A 16,630-nucleotide genomic window follows, 5' to 3' on the forward strand; every position below is an offset into this window, starting at 1 on the left:
GAAACACTATTTTAAAGGAATACCCATTTAGATATCGATATTCTCAGATTCAAGCTGTTGTGACTTTATTCGTAAAGAAGAAATTTCCCCAACGTCAGATGCTTCTGACATTGGGTGTGGATTATGGGATTTAACGAATTCCCGGTTTGATGTATTTCAATTCGTCCAGATATCTTCCAGTTCCAAGAACCACGCAAGTGAGTGGGTTCTCAGCTCGGAAAACAGGAACTCCCGTCTCTTTGGATAGATACAATTCCAGACCACGAAGAAGGCATCCACCACCAGTAAGAATGATGCCACGCTCAACAATGTCTGCTGCAAGTTCAGGCGGAGTTCTCTCAAGAACGCTCTTGATTCCATCTAAGATTTCGTCAGTTGGTTCCTTCAGTGCTTTTCGGATCTCATTGCTGTCAAGTTCCAATGTACGAGGTAAACCAGAGATTGCATCTCGACCTTTTACTTCCATTGTGTCCACTTTCTTATCTGTGAAAGCATTCCCAATTGTCAGCTTAATATCTTCTGCAGTTCTCTCTCCGACAACCAAGTTGTATTGGTTACGAAGGTATTTTATAATAGCTTCATCAAATTCGTCTCCACCAGTTCTGATGGACTCAGCTATCACCATTCCACCAAGGGAAATTACGGCAATCTCTGTCGTTCCACCACCGATATCAACAATCATATTACCGGCAGGCTCTTGGATTGGGATATTGGCACCAATTGCCGCTGCGAGTGCTTCTTCGATAAGGAAAATCTCCCTTGCTCCAGCTTGTTCTGCAGATTCACGAACCGCTCTTCGCTCAACTTCTGTAATTCCAGAAGGAACTCCGATTACAATTCTCGGTTTCACAAAAGTTGTTCTATTGTGAACTTTAGCGATGAAGTATCGAATCATTTTTTCGACGGTTTCGAAGTCGGCGATCACACCGTCCTTCATAGGTCTAATAGCAACGATATCACCAGGAGTTCTACCTAGCATTCGTTTAGCTTCTTGACCGACTGCAAGAACACGACCAGTTGATGCTTGAACAGCAACAACAGATGGCTCGGATAGAACAATGCCTTGTCCCTTGACATGCACAAGCGTATTCGCTGTGCCAAGGTCAATTCCCATGTCATTTGAAAAAAGTGCGTAGAGTTTATCGAAAATCATAAAGGCTTCCTGGACGACTAATGCTACTAATTATTATCCCGCATTTGGGGAAAATTCTGAAGTAAATCTATCTATCCATATAAAATTTTTGATTTTCCATAGCAAGAAGGATTCGAAAAAAAAAAGATTTACCCACAAAATTGATGGGTTTATGCTTGGAAAACCTTTTTATGAAAGAAAAAAATCTCGCAGCAATCGATCTCGGCACAAACTCATTCCATATGCTTATCGTGAAGGTGAGGTCTGATGGAACGACTGAACCCATCGCTAAGGAAAAAGAATCTGTTCGATTGGGCAGTGGATCAGGTGAGTATGATGAGATCCATCAAGATGCAATGGACCGAGGAATTGCTTGTCTCAAAAGGTTCAAAACTTTAGCAGACTCGCATAAAGCAGAAATACATGCAATCGCAACAAGTGCTCTTCGCGAAGCTCTGAATAGAGATATATTTCTTAACAAAGCAAAAAAAGAAACAGGAATAAAAATTGAAGTCGTTAACGGATTAGAAGAAGCTCGGTTAATTTATTTTGGAATTTTGCAAGGACTTCCTGTTTTCCAGAAACGTATTCTTATGATTGATATTGGTGGAGGAAGTACGGAACTTCTGATTGGAGAGGCCGGGGACGTTTTGTTCTCTCAGTCTTTGAAATTGGGTGCGGTCAGACTCACAGAGAGATTCTTTCGCAAAGACAATATAGAAATAACGGATGTTCAAAAATGTAGATTCCATATAGAGTCTGTACTTTTGCCTCTGATACCCATTATAAATAAACTCAAACCAGAAATAATAATCGGATCATCAGGATCTGTCACTTCGATTGGTTCGATGATTCTTGCCAAACGAGGAGAAAAAAGGGACAGATTGAACGGTTATGAGTTTACATCTCAAGAATTGAAATCTGTTAGAGAAGAATTGAATGCAGCAAATACTTTAAAAAAGCGCATGAAAATTCCAGGTCTTGAAGAAAAACGTGGTGATATAATCATTGGGGGATCTTTAGTTTTAGAGGAAATTTTCAACCAATTCAATCTCAAGAAATTGATGATCAGTGACTATGCACTGCGCGAAGGAATCATCTATGATATCATAAAAAATTGGAAACGCTACGAGAAATCCAATTTACATGGACTCGATAATATCCGTGCTAAGGCGATCCGCTCGATTGCAAACCTCTATCCTCAAGGTAAAGATCATGCAGAACAAGTTACACATCTCTCACTGAGATTGTATGATGAACTGTCCTCTTTGCATGGATATGGAGTACATGAAAAAGAATTTTTGGAAGCGGCTGCAAGTCTACATCAGATTGGTCTTGCGATCTCCCATTCTGCCTACCACAAACATAGTTACTATATCATTCGAAATTCTGAGCAAATGGTCGGATTTTCCAATGCAGAAATTGAACTCATAGCTTTGATTGCAAGATACCATCGTAAAAGTATGCCTAAGCCTAAGCACGAGGAGTTTAAAGTTTTGAGTGGAGAAGAACAAAATCTTGTCCGAAGACTTGCTGCTATTCTCAAAATTGCCGATGCAATGAATAGATCCCAGAAAAAAATTATTTCTGATCTGGAAATTTCTATCCAAGATAAGATCGTTGTCTTAAGCTTAAAAACACTAAAGAAGTCAGATCCGCATCTTGAACTCTATGCAATTGAAGAAAATAAAGACCTATTCGAAGATGCCTATGGCAAAACTCTCAAAGTTCTCATCGGTGAGAATAGCAAACAATGAAATCAACCAAGCTAAAAAATAAATCCTTCCAAATCATTTCAATTCTGATACTGCAACTCCTATATGTGCAGACTGTCCTCGCTATACCCGTCGACCTTACCAATGACTGGCTATATAAACCAGCCAAGGATCTATCTACAGTATCTGACGATTGGACTCAATTGGAATCTTTACCATTCTCCAAAGCAATCGGATCCGTAGAATTTCAAGAAGAATTGAGATATGTGACGCTAAAGAAAAATATTCTTATAACTGCGGAAGATCTCAATGCTATTGATCAAGATGCACTCAGTTTGCATATTCCCTTCATCAGTTCCTATTATGAAGTTTATTGGAATGGCGATAAAATTTCTCAAGGCGGAAAGATCGAAGATGGCAAAATCGTAGGATTTACACTTCGCCGTCATCTGATTGCTCCGATTTCTAGATCCAAAATTGCCTTGGGTGATAATGAACTAAGAGTCGTCATTGCAGGATATGAAGGTCATACAATTGATATGACAGCTGTAGCAGATAACGAGAACATACGCTTGGATACACTCAGCAGTAATCGAAAAATTGAGTCCGAGAGAATCACTCTCATGCTAATGTTTATGTATTTTATATTAGGATTGTATCATCTTTTGTTTTTTATAAAAAGAAGAGAAGAACAGTACAATCTGTATTATGCGTTATTTAGTGTATTTCTTGCAGTTTATATTTATACAAGAAGCCAAGCAGTTTTCGAATTGGAATTTTTGGATGGACTCTTGTTGAAGAGAATTGAGTTTATTACTGTTTTCTTTATTCCATCGTTTATGCTATTCTTCCTAGATCGCTATTTTCTCGGTAAGCTAACTACCATGTCGAGAATCTACTTTGGATTGCTTATCCTCATTGCAATCCCGACTGCATTTGGACCAAGTCAATTTCTCAATAAATTATTGTTCTGGTGGCAGATGAGTATCCTCTATGTTCTTGGGCACTCGATCGTTGTATCCGTAATCGCGATTCGCAGAAAAGTCCCAGATATAAAAAGGCTATTGATCGGGATTCTTGTGATCATAGCTTGTGCGATCTGGGATGTCGGCGGAGCAACTGGATTATTCAAGTTCCAAAATTTGGGACTATTGCGATTTGGGTTTTTCTTTTTCGTAGTAGGTATTGCTTTTATATTGGCGAACCGATTCTTGAGAGTTCATAAAGCAGTGGAAGAACTCAACGAAAGTCTTGAGAAAAAAGTAGAAGAACGAACACTCGAACTAAAGAGTTCCCTTGATGAGATCCAGTCACTTAAAGTACAACAGGATGGAGATTATTTCCTTACATCTCTTCTGATCAATCCACTAACAAGAAACACAGTACAGAATTCGATTCAAGATTTTGATATTCAATTCTATGCGAAGCAAAAGAAGACTTTCGAATTTCGCGGCAAACATATGGAGATTGGTGGAGATATAAATATTGTAGACCAACTCTATCTAAAAGGGCGAGAGTACATTGTGTTCGTCAATGGTGATGCGATGGGTAAATCCATGCAGGGTGCAGGTGGAGCATTGGTGTTAGGTGTAATTTTCCATTCAGTAGTTACTCGAACCAATAGTAGAAAGGATGCAAATTTCCGTGGGCCAGAAACTTGGCTCAAAGAATGTTACCTAGAATTACAATCTGTATTTGAGACCTTTGATGGATCGATGCTGATCTCCGTTATTATGGGTCTAATCGATGTTAAGACAGGATTTATGTTCTATGTGAACTCTGAACATCCTTGGACAGTTTTGTATCGTGATGGCAAAGCGGGATTTCTCGAGACCGATCTTGAGCTTCGCAAAATTGGAACTATGGGATTGGATTCTGAATTTCGAGTGAAATCAATTCAGCTTGAAGTGGGTGATGTGATTTTTGTAGGTTCAGATGGACGAGATGATCTATTGCTTGGCAAAACTGATTCAGGCGAACGCATCATCAACGAAGACGAAAAACTTTTCTTGCGTTGTCTAGAAGAATCGCAAGGCGATCTCATGGCAACAGTCAATGCAATCCTTGAGAAAGGGGAGCTCACAGACGACCTCTCACTGATAAGATTGGCATATACACCTGATGAAGACATAACAGAAAGTATGCGAACTGAGATTCAAGAGCATCACGAATACTTGATGATGACTGCACGTGGATGCTTGCGCGACAAAGATTATAATGCTGCTGCAATGAATTTTGCCCTCGTCACTGATGAATTTCCTGACGATTTAGAGGCATATTATTTTGCATCATATGCAAATAAGAAAAAGAAAGACTACCAAGAAGCGCTAAACTTCGGTGAGCGGTTATTTTTAAGAGATCCTTTGCATATTAAAAATTTACTTAACCTAGCAGATGTTCATCGATTCTTGGGTAATTTTCCTAGAGCGTCATTTCTACTCAATCGAATAGATGCAATTGATCCAGACAATGCAATGTCTTTGAAGATTAGGCAAGCACTCGAGATCAGCCTGAGGCAACAATTGGAAGAAAAGTAGGGTCTCTTCTAGCCTATACCAATGTAGAGATCAATTCAAAAGTTGGGCACGACATTAAGTTGAACGATATTTGACACATCTATGCCTATATGACTTAAATTTTACATTTTTCTTGTTTTTAACAGACTGTTTCTGAGCATTGAGCAATTCAAAATAATAGGTGAATTATGTTCTCAGAGATCGAACCATACTTAAAAAATCTAACTTTACTCAATCCAGGATTTCAGAATAAGCAACTAACGAAACTACGACGAACAAAAGGTCGATTGCAAAAAGTTTTGATAGCTAACCGCGGAGAGATTGCGAAACGGTTTTTTCTGTCCTTAAGAGAAGAGGGAATTCCATCTGTAGCAGTTGTAACGGACGTGGATCTTGGTCAGTCTTGGTATGAGTTTGCAGATGAATTTATTCGAATCGGTGATCTTTCGAATTATACAAATATACCTTTGATCGTGTCGGCTGCGATTTTCTCCAATTCAAACTCAATCTATCCAGGATATGGATTTCTATCTGAGAATCCAGCTTTTGTTCGTTACATCAAAGTCGTTGCAGAAGCTTGTAATCAAGAACTTATTTTTATGGGGCCAGATGATTCTGTAATGGAGAAAGTGGGAGATAAACTCTCAGCAAGGAAACTTGCTTCCGAACATGGTGTACCATTGTTTGAAGGTTCACATTCTATTCAAAATTTTGAAGAAGCTCGATCCTATGCAGCTAAGATCGGTTATCCGATTATTGTAAAGCTATCGAATGGAGGTGGCGGCAAAGGAATGGTTCCAGTCTTTCAAGAAGCAGAGCTTTCTTCCGCTATTGAGTCTTCGAAAAGAATTGGAAAATCATTGTACAATGATGATACTTTTTATTTAGAAAAATACATCACTAAGCCAGTGCATATGGAAGTTCAGATTTTCAATAGCACTGCAATTGGAATTCGAAAATGTGCAGTTCAAAGAAGAAACCAAAAAGTGATCGAAGAATCTGGTGATGCATTTATAGACGATTATACTTGTCTCTCACTGCTTGCATCTGCGGAAAATATGGCTCGAATCTCTGGTTATTCTAACGGTTCTGGTGCGGGAACTGTAGAATTTTTGTATGATCAAGATTCTGGTTCTATTGGATTTCTTGAAATGAATACAAGACTTCAAGTTGAGCACCCTGTAACTGACCAATCTCTTGGCATTGATTTAGCTAAATGGCAAATATACCAATTTGATGGCAGAGAATCAAATATTCATTATAAAACAGCTTTAGAAAAAAGATTCACTCATAAAGATCATGCCATCGAATGTCGGATCTATGCCGAAGATCCTGAATCAGGATATACTCCTTCACCTGGAATTATAGAAGAATTAGATCTTCCAACATTCAATGGGACTCGATGTGATTTTGGATTCCGAAAGGGTGATATCATTCTTCCACATTATGATCCTATGATTGGTAAAGTAATCACTCGAGGTGATAGTCGAGAGGTTGCGATTTCTCGAATGGAACGTGCACTCAGCGAATTGTATATTAAAGGTATAACTTCGAATGTGAATCAATTGCTTTTGATTATGCGTGATCCTGATTTTCTAAGTGGTGATTATACAAATCGACTATTAGATGATAAGAGTTATCTCGAAGAGAATCCAATTCATGAAAACGATGTAATCTTAGGATCTGCTTTTGCTACTTTATGTGAATATGTTAATCTTATGAAAACAAAAGCTGCAAATTCTTTCCAAGTAGGAGACTTGGAGAAATCCGTTTACAATTCCGGTAAAACAATTTTGCCAACAAGCTTTCAAGTAGAAATTGGTGAGTTCAAAAATACGATTAGCTTAATCCAAACAGATATTCAATCATTTCATATTTTTCTAAATAATTTGCATTTAGGGGAAGCTGATATAGTTGCTAAACCTGCAAGTGTAGACAATTACTTAATTCGAGTTGGAATCAGCTCTTATACGGTCCGAATCGATTCGCGTCCTAACTTTAGTATTATTCGTATTAAGAATATGAAGAATAGAACTAGTTATTTGCGAATGAAGATTACAAGCGAAGGTTTAGGAAATAATACAGCTTCGCAAGGAATTACGAGATCTCCATTCCAAGGAAGTTTTGTTAAGTTTGCTAGAGATGAATTTGCTAATCGAGATCGATTGAGTATTGGAAGTTTAGTTAAGAAAGGAGACCCGATTATCGTTATTTCTGCGATGAAAATGGAAACGGTTATCGCTTCACCAACTAACGGAAAAATCAAACAATTGATCGAGGACGGAGACTTATCTAAGCTTCAGATAGGATTCACTCCTCAAGGACAGATTATCGGTAAAAATATTGCAGAAGGTGAAATCCTATTTAATATAGAATCGGATAAAATTGAAGAATCAATATCTGTAGATTCTGTAAAAAAGCAGTCGAATCTTATTCGTTCAACACCTTTATCCGATTATTCAAGTGCATTAGAGTCGATTTTCCTTGGAAAAATTGATACCAAAATTTCCGATTATGAGAAATTAAAACTTTACTTATCTATTATAAGATCGTATATATCGGGTTATCCGATTGATGAATCTGTGTATAAGACTTCAATCAAAAGTTTAGCCGATATTGATAAGGTCACACTATCTATCGATGAAAGTAAATCAATAGAATCTGAAATTAGAAAAATTATCACGATACATTGCTTATTGAAAAACGTATATGCACCATCCGTAGGAGATATGCGTTCGATTTTTAATGAGTTAAACGACTATATTCAAAACTGTAAAGATGAGATGTTCTCTGTGTCTACTAAGTTCAAGAATGTTATGGATTCATTGTTTAAAGTTTATGGTGTTACAAGGTGGATTGGAATTACAGATTTGGATATTACAGAAATTCAATTTGCGATATTCTTTATGCAAAGGGCATATTACAATATATCGAATAATTCTAAAAGCCTTGAATGCATATTGAATTTAATCACCTTAAGCTCGCCAATCGCATTACAAAAAAATACTTCTTCCGTTCTTAAGAGATTGTATTCCATTGAAGAATCAGAAAAAGATGGAAAGTTATTTGAGGTCATAACATCCGTATTGAAAAGATACAATATTTTGAATGAAATGAGAATGTTTACTCAATCCATTTCACGTAAATATTTAAATGAGTTTCTTATCTTTCGAAATGACCCATATTCTTTTTATGCGAATGGTAAAAGCATCAATCGGGACAATTGGATTGATAAACTCAATCAGTCTTTTGCTGAGAGTCTCTCAATAGTTCCCAACAGTAAGGATAGACAAGATTTTTTCTTCAATGAGGTTTCAAAGAAAGTTTTAATGATCCAAGAGAAATATTCGGTAAATAGACTTCATAGTCCGATTGGAGATCTACTGATCTATTCACTTGAATCGAAAACAGTTGCTGAAGACAAAAGATATTTATTATTTTATAATATTGGCAAGATGGATGAAGATAGAGATATCGATAACAAAATTATTGGAAGCAATAATGCAGAGCGAGCTACTATAGAATCTGCATTTCTTCTTAAGAATTATCAGATGATTCAACCCAGATTGAATAACCAGATTGAGATTCTAGCTCACCAAAAACCGTCGGTCATTGATCTGGGAGAGGATCGGGATGATATTCTATCCTCAAGAAATTTATTTCCAATCATTCTTAGAGTGAATCATTTTTTGAAAGGCTTGGAAGTGAGTCGCATAATAGTACATCTAGCTTGTCAATCTCCAATGGGAGGTGATCCAGTTCATAAGAAATATTTAATCGCGGCAAAGAATGGCAAAGTGACACCGGATCTTTTGCTCGAGAATGATCCAAGAGACCTTTATTATGACAAAAATTTCAATCAAGCAACCAATCGTTTATTAGAAAAAAATAAATGGCCAATAGAAATTTGGGCAAGAGAAAACTTTGATCCAGATACTTTTGAAGAAATAGTTATACCAAGTATTGATCATTGCGAATGGATCAACCCCAAGAACGGAAAGAGTGAATTCAAACCAGTAGGTAGCAAAATATATTTAGGTAAAATCGCAAATTATAGTTCAATATTTTACATGAAGGATTCGCGGATCAATGGAGGCTCTACCGGTGATTTGGAGGGTTTGAAGTATATTGCAGCAATGTATCTTGCATACAAGTGGAATATTCCTATTTATATATGGAATGATGGTGCAGGAGCAAACATTAAAGAAGGAATGATTTCTCTAAATCGCGCAGGTCAAGGTTTTATGATGAATTCCCTTCTGACATCCGAACGAAATGAACAAAAATTTAGAAAATTCACATTAGAAAATCCTGATTCTCGATTGCGGTCTCTATTCAATGAACTAGACGCTGATTTCATTGATCAAAATAGTAAGATACAAAATTCAAGATGTATTGTTGTTGCAATAGGTGTTGGTTCTTCTACTGGTTTAGATGTATATGGTTCAAGTCAGGCATCCATACAACTGATGGTTGATATGGATGAATCTTATAGAGTTCTTACTGGTTCTAATGTTATAAAATCTGTTATGGGTGAAGACTTTACCAATTATGAAATTGGTGGGGCGAGCGTGATGAGCAAATGGACTGGAACTGTTGATATTGTTGCTGAACACAAATTACAACTCCTATCTATTATTCGTAAAATCCAAAAAATATTCACTCCTAGATTGCAGAGCATTCCTTTATTCGAAAAAACTAAAGTTAGTAATAGAAAATGGATGAATCCTCTCAATCGAAATGATGTCGTAAATGATCAGATGGTAATGGAATTGCTAGATGACCGAGAATTTACTCATTTTAAATCGGACTATTATGGATCGGGATCTCTGATCGGTGGATTTGGAAGGTTGAACCAATCGCCTGTTTGTATTTTAGGTGCACGGACTAATTATGGGATAAGGTCTTTTCCTTCGGTAACCAGGGCTAAAGAATTGTCAATCACTGCAAATAAGACTAAAGCTGATAAAATTTTGATTTTTGGCAAGAGATGGTTCTATGAATTTATGAATAAAGATGCACAGACCATACAAGCGCGAAAAGACTTTTTGAATAACTATGCCAAAGGGTCTGGAATGAAAATACAAATTGTAACTGAACTTTCGGGCTTGGAGAGAGCGCCGATTCTGAGCCTTGCAGATATAATTTTTTTCATTAAGTCACAGAATATGGATGGAGCGGACATATTATTCGCTTCGAAATCAGTTCATTTTATTTCTGAGAATTTAGAATCAGCATTTGAAGTATGTGGACGAATATTAGAATATGTTAATAATAGGGATAGCTCACCGATTCATCTAAATAGATTTTCTTCAGTGACAGAACTTGAACCTGAGATCCCTACGGATCCAACTGTACCTTTCGATATGTTCGGTAAAGTTATTAGTCGAACTTTTGATAAAGATTCATTTATTGAATTCTTTCAAGACATGAACGATCCAATTCAAGGACCTTGCCTTATTACTGGTCTTGCAAAACTTAACAATGAGACTGTTGGTGTGATTGCAGATCAGCCAAGTATTATGGGAGGAGCTCCTGATGCTCCAGGCACAGAGAAATTTAGAATTTTTACTGAATTCTTAAATAAATACAAAATTCCAATTGTTATGATTTCGAATGCGCCAGGATTCTATCCAGGGACAAAGCAAGAAAGATTGCGCATCCAACAAATCGGAGCAGAATCCTTAGATGCGAATATTTTGGGAGAAGTTCCAGTTGTATCGGTTGTTCTGAACCAAAATTATGGTGGAAGGCAGATTCATGCTTTTAGCAAAACAATACGTCCTGGTATAGTTTATATGTCACTTGAAAGTTCGATACTTTCTGTTATGGGGGGATCAGCATCATTTGATCTTTTTATGGGAGCTAGGTATTCAAAACTTCTCCAAGAAGGAAACAATGAACAGGCGATCCAATTGAAGGAAGATTATATTCAAGAATTCAATAATAAATCGCGAGCATCTGTTGATGCTGCAAATACTGGAATTATGGATTTCTTGATTCCAAAAGTTTCCCAACTAAGGAAATATCTTATTGATGGATTATCGCTTGCAAAAGAGCGAAAGACTCAATATTTCGATTAGAATTTGTAAGTTGATCAAAATCAATCGACTGAATTTAATCGATTCGAAATAATTTTATAAATTTGATTTGCTAAAGCCTTCAAATCACCTTTTATATGCACTTTTCGTGTTTTGTATGCTGAATTCTTTCTAGCACGGTTCTTGCAATTTGACAATTCGGGACAATCTGTTCGGTAGAGCAGATGGATTCTCGGATATCTTTGGAGGATACCTGAATGAGAATAAAATTTAAGTGGGCCATGTTTTCAATGGTCACAATATTTCTAGTAACAAGCTCTGGTAGTTTAATGGCGGCGAGATGCAAAACTACTGGATTCATTATTAAGACAACAAGTTGCACTCACAATGTAACGTACGTTCAAGCAAGACCTGGATTTACGAGAAAAGTAAAATTCCAAGTTCCTGAAGGCACAGCACCAGTTGGAGGATGGCCAGTTGTTGTGATCTACCAAGGTTCATTCTATCCTGTTGAGTTCACTCGCAAACAAGGTGATCCATTTGGTGGCTACTATGAAGTCAAGGTTATCGAGAAATTGCTAAATAATGGTTTTGCGGTTATTGCACCAGACGCTGGATTTGATCTATTCTGGGAGACTAATCTACCAACCATTTACGAACTTACTGCCGATTATATCTTTCTGAACAATCTGTTCGATGGAATCGCTAACGGAGTCTTTGGAAATATAAATTCAAATAAAAAATTCGCAACTGGAATATCCAGTGGTGGATATAATACAAGTCGTATGGCTGTTTCTTTTCCAGGTCAATTTAAAGCATTGGCAGTTCAGTCTGGATCATATGCGACTTGCAGTGGGCCTCTTTGTTTGGTTCCGAATCTTCCAGCCAACCACCCACCGACATTATTTGTACATGGATGGTTAGATCTTATAGTTCCATGGTGGAGCATGGATCTATATTATGATAAGCTGATATCCAATGGAACGCCAACCAAGAAACATACAGATTGGTTTGCTTCTCATGAGTGGGTTTCGTCGTCTCCGAATGAAATCTACTCTTGGTTCAATAAATATAGATAAAAGAATTCATAACAGTGATCATCTGGTCACTGTTATCAGTAGATTAAATAAGGAAAAATATGAAGAATCAATTTAATTTAATTTTAATGTTTACATCGAGCATCTTTCTAAGTCTATTCCTATCTATCATATACACTCAATTCAATAACTCGAATTCGGAATTCTCGAAACTTGAAGTAGAAAGTGTGAATAATCAGCAGGATGAATTTCCAGGCTTTGACGGATATCACCATGAACAGCAACCGAGAACCACGATATCGGGAGAAATGATCGAATATGTTGATTCCAGAAAAAATGAAGAAGTTGAAGATAATATCGCTCACGATTTCTTTACTGCTATGGAATCCAATTTGATTCCTACAACATTGTTGCTATCAGTAGAAAGTATTTTTAATATCGAAAGTATTTTTGCACATAGAAACCGAAAATTCCATGAAAGAATAGATGACTTATCACTTAAAAGAGGAAAGAATTCGCTTACCTCGGACGAAGCTAAAGAATATGAAGAATTGCTAATAAAGAAAAATAAAGATAAAATTGAGCTGATGTATCGAATGAGAGAGAAATACAAAGAGTCTTTTACTGAAGATCAACATCGATTGTTCAATCAAGAAGTAAGTGAGCTAGAAGGAGCCATTGAAAAAATTAAGCAATCACTATAATTTTATTCCATATTTAGCATTTTCATTTGGTATTGCAATTTGCCTCTAGAGATTTTCAAAAGACGGGCTGCTTCCGATTTGTTTCCATTGCATCTCTCAAGAGTAGATTCAATCAGTCTTTTGGAATAGGTTGCAACCATCGATTCGAAACCATGAGATTCCAATGCAGGTTGTGATGTTTTGGTATTGTCTTTTTGAATGCTTAACTTTGATTGTTTTATTTCTGGAGGCAAATCCTTTAACATGATTGAGTCTCCGTTAACATTAGCTAGAGTTTTGATTATACAATTTTCCAATTCACGGATGTTTCCAGGCCAAGGATGTTCATTTAGAAAATCAATATAAGCACTATCTATATAATCAATCTGAAGATTCATTTGTTTGGAATAGGATTCAATAAAACGATTAATCAAAAAAATTATATCCGATCTTCTCTCTCTCAATGGTGGAATCCGAAGTTCGAATACATTGATTCGATAATATAAGTCTTCGCGAAATAATCCTTGATCGACCATTGCTTTTAGATTTCGATGCGTTGCAAAAATAATTCTGCATTCAGCTTCTAACTCTGTTCTCCCACCTACAGCTTTGTATTTTCTTTCTTGAAGCAATCGAAGAATTTTTGGTTGAATATCAAGTGTCATCTCACCGACTTCATCAAAGAATAAGGTGCCTCCTTTAGCTTCTGCAACAAGTCCACCGTAATCGGTTTTGGCATCCGTGAACGCTCCACGAACATGTCCAAAGATTTGACTCTCCCATAATGAGGCAGGAACTGCGGCACAATTAATCGGAACAAAGGGTTTGCCTCTTCCTTTGCCAATTTCATGAAGAAGATTGGCAATAATTTCTTTACCAGTTCCGGTCTCACCTTGTATGAGTACTGGCTGTTCACGAGTTGCAATTCGCTCAACTCTTTCTATCAAATTTTTCATGCTGCTGCTTGCATATATTAAAGTTTTGTTCTCTAATTCTTTTTGGTGAGGAGAAGCATCGAATATTGAATCTCTTTCTATGATCGTTTTTTCTAGATTTGATGTATACAATCGGAGTTCTTCACGAGCCTCACCAACTGACACGACCATTCTATTAAATGCAGTTGTAAGTTGGCCAATCTCATCGTCGCTCGTCACGGGAAGCTGTATATCAAATTCTCCACCCTCAACTCTTCGGACACCTTTCAATAATTTATTAAGCGGATCGAGAAGACTTAATTTCATAAAAGACAGAAAACCCACGCTTAGAATTATAAAACAAATTCCCAAAATTATTGCCCAATCAATCACATAACGATGGACAAAGCTTCGATAGTTTATGTATGGAAAAGCAACTTCTCTCTTCATGGTAACATCACTAAAAATAACGATTAGATTCTCAAGATTTTGTGATGCATATCTTCGAAAAACTGGTTCCGTAGAGTTAATCTCTAAGGGAATACTATAAACAGAACCGATAGGAACATTGCTTTGACTTGATGCAAGAATCGCTTTATAATAATGATCGAATTCATTCTCAACAACTTTGCTCATCGCACCCGACATGAGTTGAGTTACAAAAAGTGCCATAGCTAGAATAATCGTCATTACTCGAATTCCAATCGAATTCTTATAGCCTCCATAGCTCACAAAAAATATTATAAAAATAAAAAATCCCGCTAATACTGACACAGCTAATAAATTGACAAAATCTTCTGCGTTAACTCGACCAAGTCGAAACATAGTTAAATACATTGCAGGCAATAGAAAGCTAAAAAAGAATGAGAGAAGAATTCCTATCAAAGCAATTCTCTTTTCCTTTTTATGGCGAATGATCTGAGCAATTGCTGAAACCAAAACCAGAACAACTAGAAACAAAATATAAATTGCAACAATTTTACCAGGATTGCTTGAATCGAAATCCCAATAATGTGCATTGAAATTGAATACTCTAGGTGCGGAATAGGTCTCGGTAATAAACCAGATAGATAAAATTGTGCTTATTGTAATCAGAATACTGAAAGAAATCAGAATTAAGTTTCTGGAAAAAGGAGTAGGGAATTTTAGAAAAAAACTAAGAAAGAACACAGGTGATATGAGTGCTGATGTGACAGTAACCCAACGGTGCAAAGCTCCCATTGACTCAAGCTCAATTGAAGTATACACGCAGGCGCCATACATCAGCGATAGACAAGAAAATGATATAGCTAACTCAAGCAACCCGGAAAATTTATTTCTAACACTTAGGCAATAAATTACTACTAATATGCAAAGCATCGTTGCTATCAGAAATGAAAGAGTTAGAAATTGCATATACATTGGTTGATTCTCAAATTATCCACCAGTCTCTGCAATCTTGTTTTTTCAAATACTGGTGGATTATTATTTTTTCGATTTATGATCAGGAGCAGTCTTTAGATTTCGTGAAATCAACTTTGCTTCTAAACTAATTGTAGATTTTATTTTCTATTTAGATAAGTTTGTAATCTTAATTTTATATTTTCTCGAATGTCTATGTAGAATAAATTATAATCTGCAATATGGTAATTTTTTTTGTTACCTCTCCTTGATTCATAATTTGGATCACTAGGAAGATCTACCCAGAGCATTTCATCTTTGCATTTAGCACGAACATAGTTTCGATCAATTGCTTCAAATCCGATTCCAACTGCACCTAAATGCTTATCTTTTTCTACTACATCTTCATTGTTCTTCCAAGATAGCGGATTCACACAACTTCCACCAACATATCTTTCTGGAGCCAGAGAAAAATCATTCAATTCGCTACCCCATTTTTTTGAATTCCAACTAATAAAGCAGTGCAACTCAGTAGGTGAATTACAAGGTTTGAGTTTAGAAAAAGTTTTCGATTGGATTGCCCAACCTGGTAAATAGGCTGCTATAAAATTTGGATATTTATTCTTTTCAATGCGATTCTGCAAAATATTCAATAACATCATTGAGCCTTGACTATGGCCAGCAAGAAAGAATGGTCTACCTTTATTATAGTATTTCATGTAATGATCAAAAGCTTTTTCTACGTCCTCTCTGGCTATTTTAAATGCTTTTTCCGCATTGCCTGAATCATCAATAAATGAATAAAGAGTTGCTTGTCTGTATCTCGGAGCGTAAATTTTTGCAGATCCATTGAATACGCTCGCTTGTAATTTCAATGGAGACAACCCATATACAATTAAACTCGACTGTACATCTGCATTCCAACCGTCACTTTTTAAATAAGTAGTAGGATGCACATAGAATACATCAGCTTTGGCACTGGATTGTTGATCGGTAAGATCCGTCTTACTCGGCACGAAATCTACCTCGTCTTTTTGATCTGGTAGAGCTGCCCAACTTTCTCTATCTGTATAATTGGGCGGACTAGGTAAATTCTTTTCTTGAAAGTCAGAACCCGGTTTAATCAAGTATATAAAAATAGTCGTACATTGAAATGTACTAATAGCCATAATTAAATTAATAAAAAACAAAATTGATTTCATAGAATTTGAT

General features: G+C 36.5%; 8 protein-coding genes. 5 read left to right on the top strand and 3 right to left on the bottom strand.

Annotated elements, in window-relative coordinates:
• Positions 1-130: 130 nt before the first annotated feature.
• Positions 131-1,153, bottom strand: coding sequence for a rod shape-determining protein (locus O4O04_RS04930; protein ID WP_272534568.1), 1,023 nt, complete (start codon positions 1,151-1,153; stop codon positions 131-133).
• 170 nt (positions 1,154-1,323) lie between these two features.
• Between O4O04_RS04930 and O4O04_RS04935 the strand changes: the two genes are divergently transcribed.
• The 5 genes from O4O04_RS04935 (at position 1,324) to O4O04_RS04955 (ending at position 13,145) form a co-directional block, all read left to right on the top strand.
• The gene (locus O4O04_RS04935) at positions 1,324-2,889 is read left to right on the top strand and encodes a Ppx/GppA phosphatase family protein (RefSeq protein WP_272534569.1); all 1,566 of its coding nucleotides are present in this window, start codon (positions 1,324-1,326) and stop codon (positions 2,887-2,889) included.
• A complete protein-coding gene (locus O4O04_RS04940) occupies positions 2,886-5,384 on the top strand; it encodes a SpoIIE family protein phosphatase (RefSeq protein WP_272534571.1) in 2,499 nt (832 codons plus the stop codon). The genes O4O04_RS04935 and O4O04_RS04940 overlap by 4 nt, the downstream gene beginning before the upstream one ends.
• 167 nt (positions 5,385-5,551) lie before the next feature.
• Positions 5,552-11,446 carry a carboxyl transferase domain-containing protein gene (locus O4O04_RS04945; RefSeq protein WP_272534572.1) on the top strand — a complete coding sequence of 1,965 codons (5,895 nt, stop codon included), beginning with the start codon at positions 5,552-5,554 and terminating at the stop codon, positions 11,444-11,446.
• 215 nt (positions 11,447-11,661) lie between these two features.
• Positions 11,662-12,483, top strand: coding sequence for an extracellular medium-chain-length polyhydroxyalkanoate depolymerase (locus tag O4O04_RS04950; protein WP_272534573.1), 822 nt, complete (start codon positions 11,662-11,664; stop codon positions 12,481-12,483).
• A 59-nt stretch (positions 12,484-12,542) separates the two neighbouring features.
• Positions 12,543-13,145, top strand: a complete 603-nt coding sequence (locus O4O04_RS04955) for a hypothetical protein (RefSeq protein ID WP_272534574.1) — start codon at positions 12,543-12,545, stop codon at positions 13,143-13,145.
• A gap of 2 nt (positions 13,146-13,147) precedes the next feature.
• Here the strand turns inward: O4O04_RS04955 and O4O04_RS04960 are convergent, their stop codons facing one another.
• Both O4O04_RS04960 and O4O04_RS04965 read right to left on the bottom strand, forming a co-directional pair.
• A complete protein-coding gene (locus O4O04_RS04960; protein ID WP_272534575.1) occupies positions 13,148-15,439 on the bottom strand; it encodes a sigma 54-interacting transcriptional regulator in 2,292 nt (763 codons plus the stop codon).
• A 140-nt stretch (positions 15,440-15,579) separates the two neighbouring features.
• Positions 15,580-16,620: a DUF3089 domain-containing protein gene (locus tag O4O04_RS04965; protein ID WP_272534576.1), complete on the bottom strand. Its 1,041-nt coding sequence runs from the start codon at positions 16,618-16,620 to the stop codon at positions 15,580-15,582.
• Between the last annotated feature and the right edge of the window lie 10 nt (positions 16,621-16,630).

This window comes from Leptospira sp. GIMC2001 (assembly GCF_028462125.1).
Taxonomy (GTDB): Bacteria; Spirochaetota; Leptospiria; order Leptospirales; family Leptospiraceae.

Bases quoted from the DNA above. Each gene is read 5' to 3' on its own strand.
- O4O04_RS04930 (WP_272534568.1), bottom strand. From the start codon at position 1,153: ATGATTTTCGATAAACTCTACGCACTTTTTTCAAATGACATGGGAATT.
- O4O04_RS04935 (WP_272534569.1), top strand. From the start codon at position 1,324: ATGAAAGAAAAAAATCTCGCAGCAATCGATCTCGGCACAAACTCATTC.
- O4O04_RS04940 (WP_272534571.1), top strand. From the start codon at position 2,886: ATGAAATCAACCAAGCTAAAAAATAAATCCTTCCAAATCATTTCAATT.
- O4O04_RS04945 (WP_272534572.1), top strand. From the start codon at position 5,552: ATGTTCTCAGAGATCGAACCATACTTAAAAAATCTAACTTTACTCAAT.
- O4O04_RS04950 (WP_272534573.1), top strand. From the start codon at position 11,662: ATGAGAATAAAATTTAAGTGGGCCATGTTTTCAATGGTCACAATATTT.
- O4O04_RS04955 (WP_272534574.1), top strand. From the start codon at position 12,543: ATGAAGAATCAATTTAATTTAATTTTAATGTTTACATCGAGCATCTTT.
- O4O04_RS04960 (WP_272534575.1), bottom strand. From the start codon at position 15,439: ATGTATATGCAATTTCTAACTCTTTCATTTCTGATAGCAACGATGCTT.
- O4O04_RS04965 (WP_272534576.1), bottom strand. From the start codon at position 16,620: ATGAAATCAATTTTGTTTTTTATTAATTTAATTATGGCTATTAGTACA.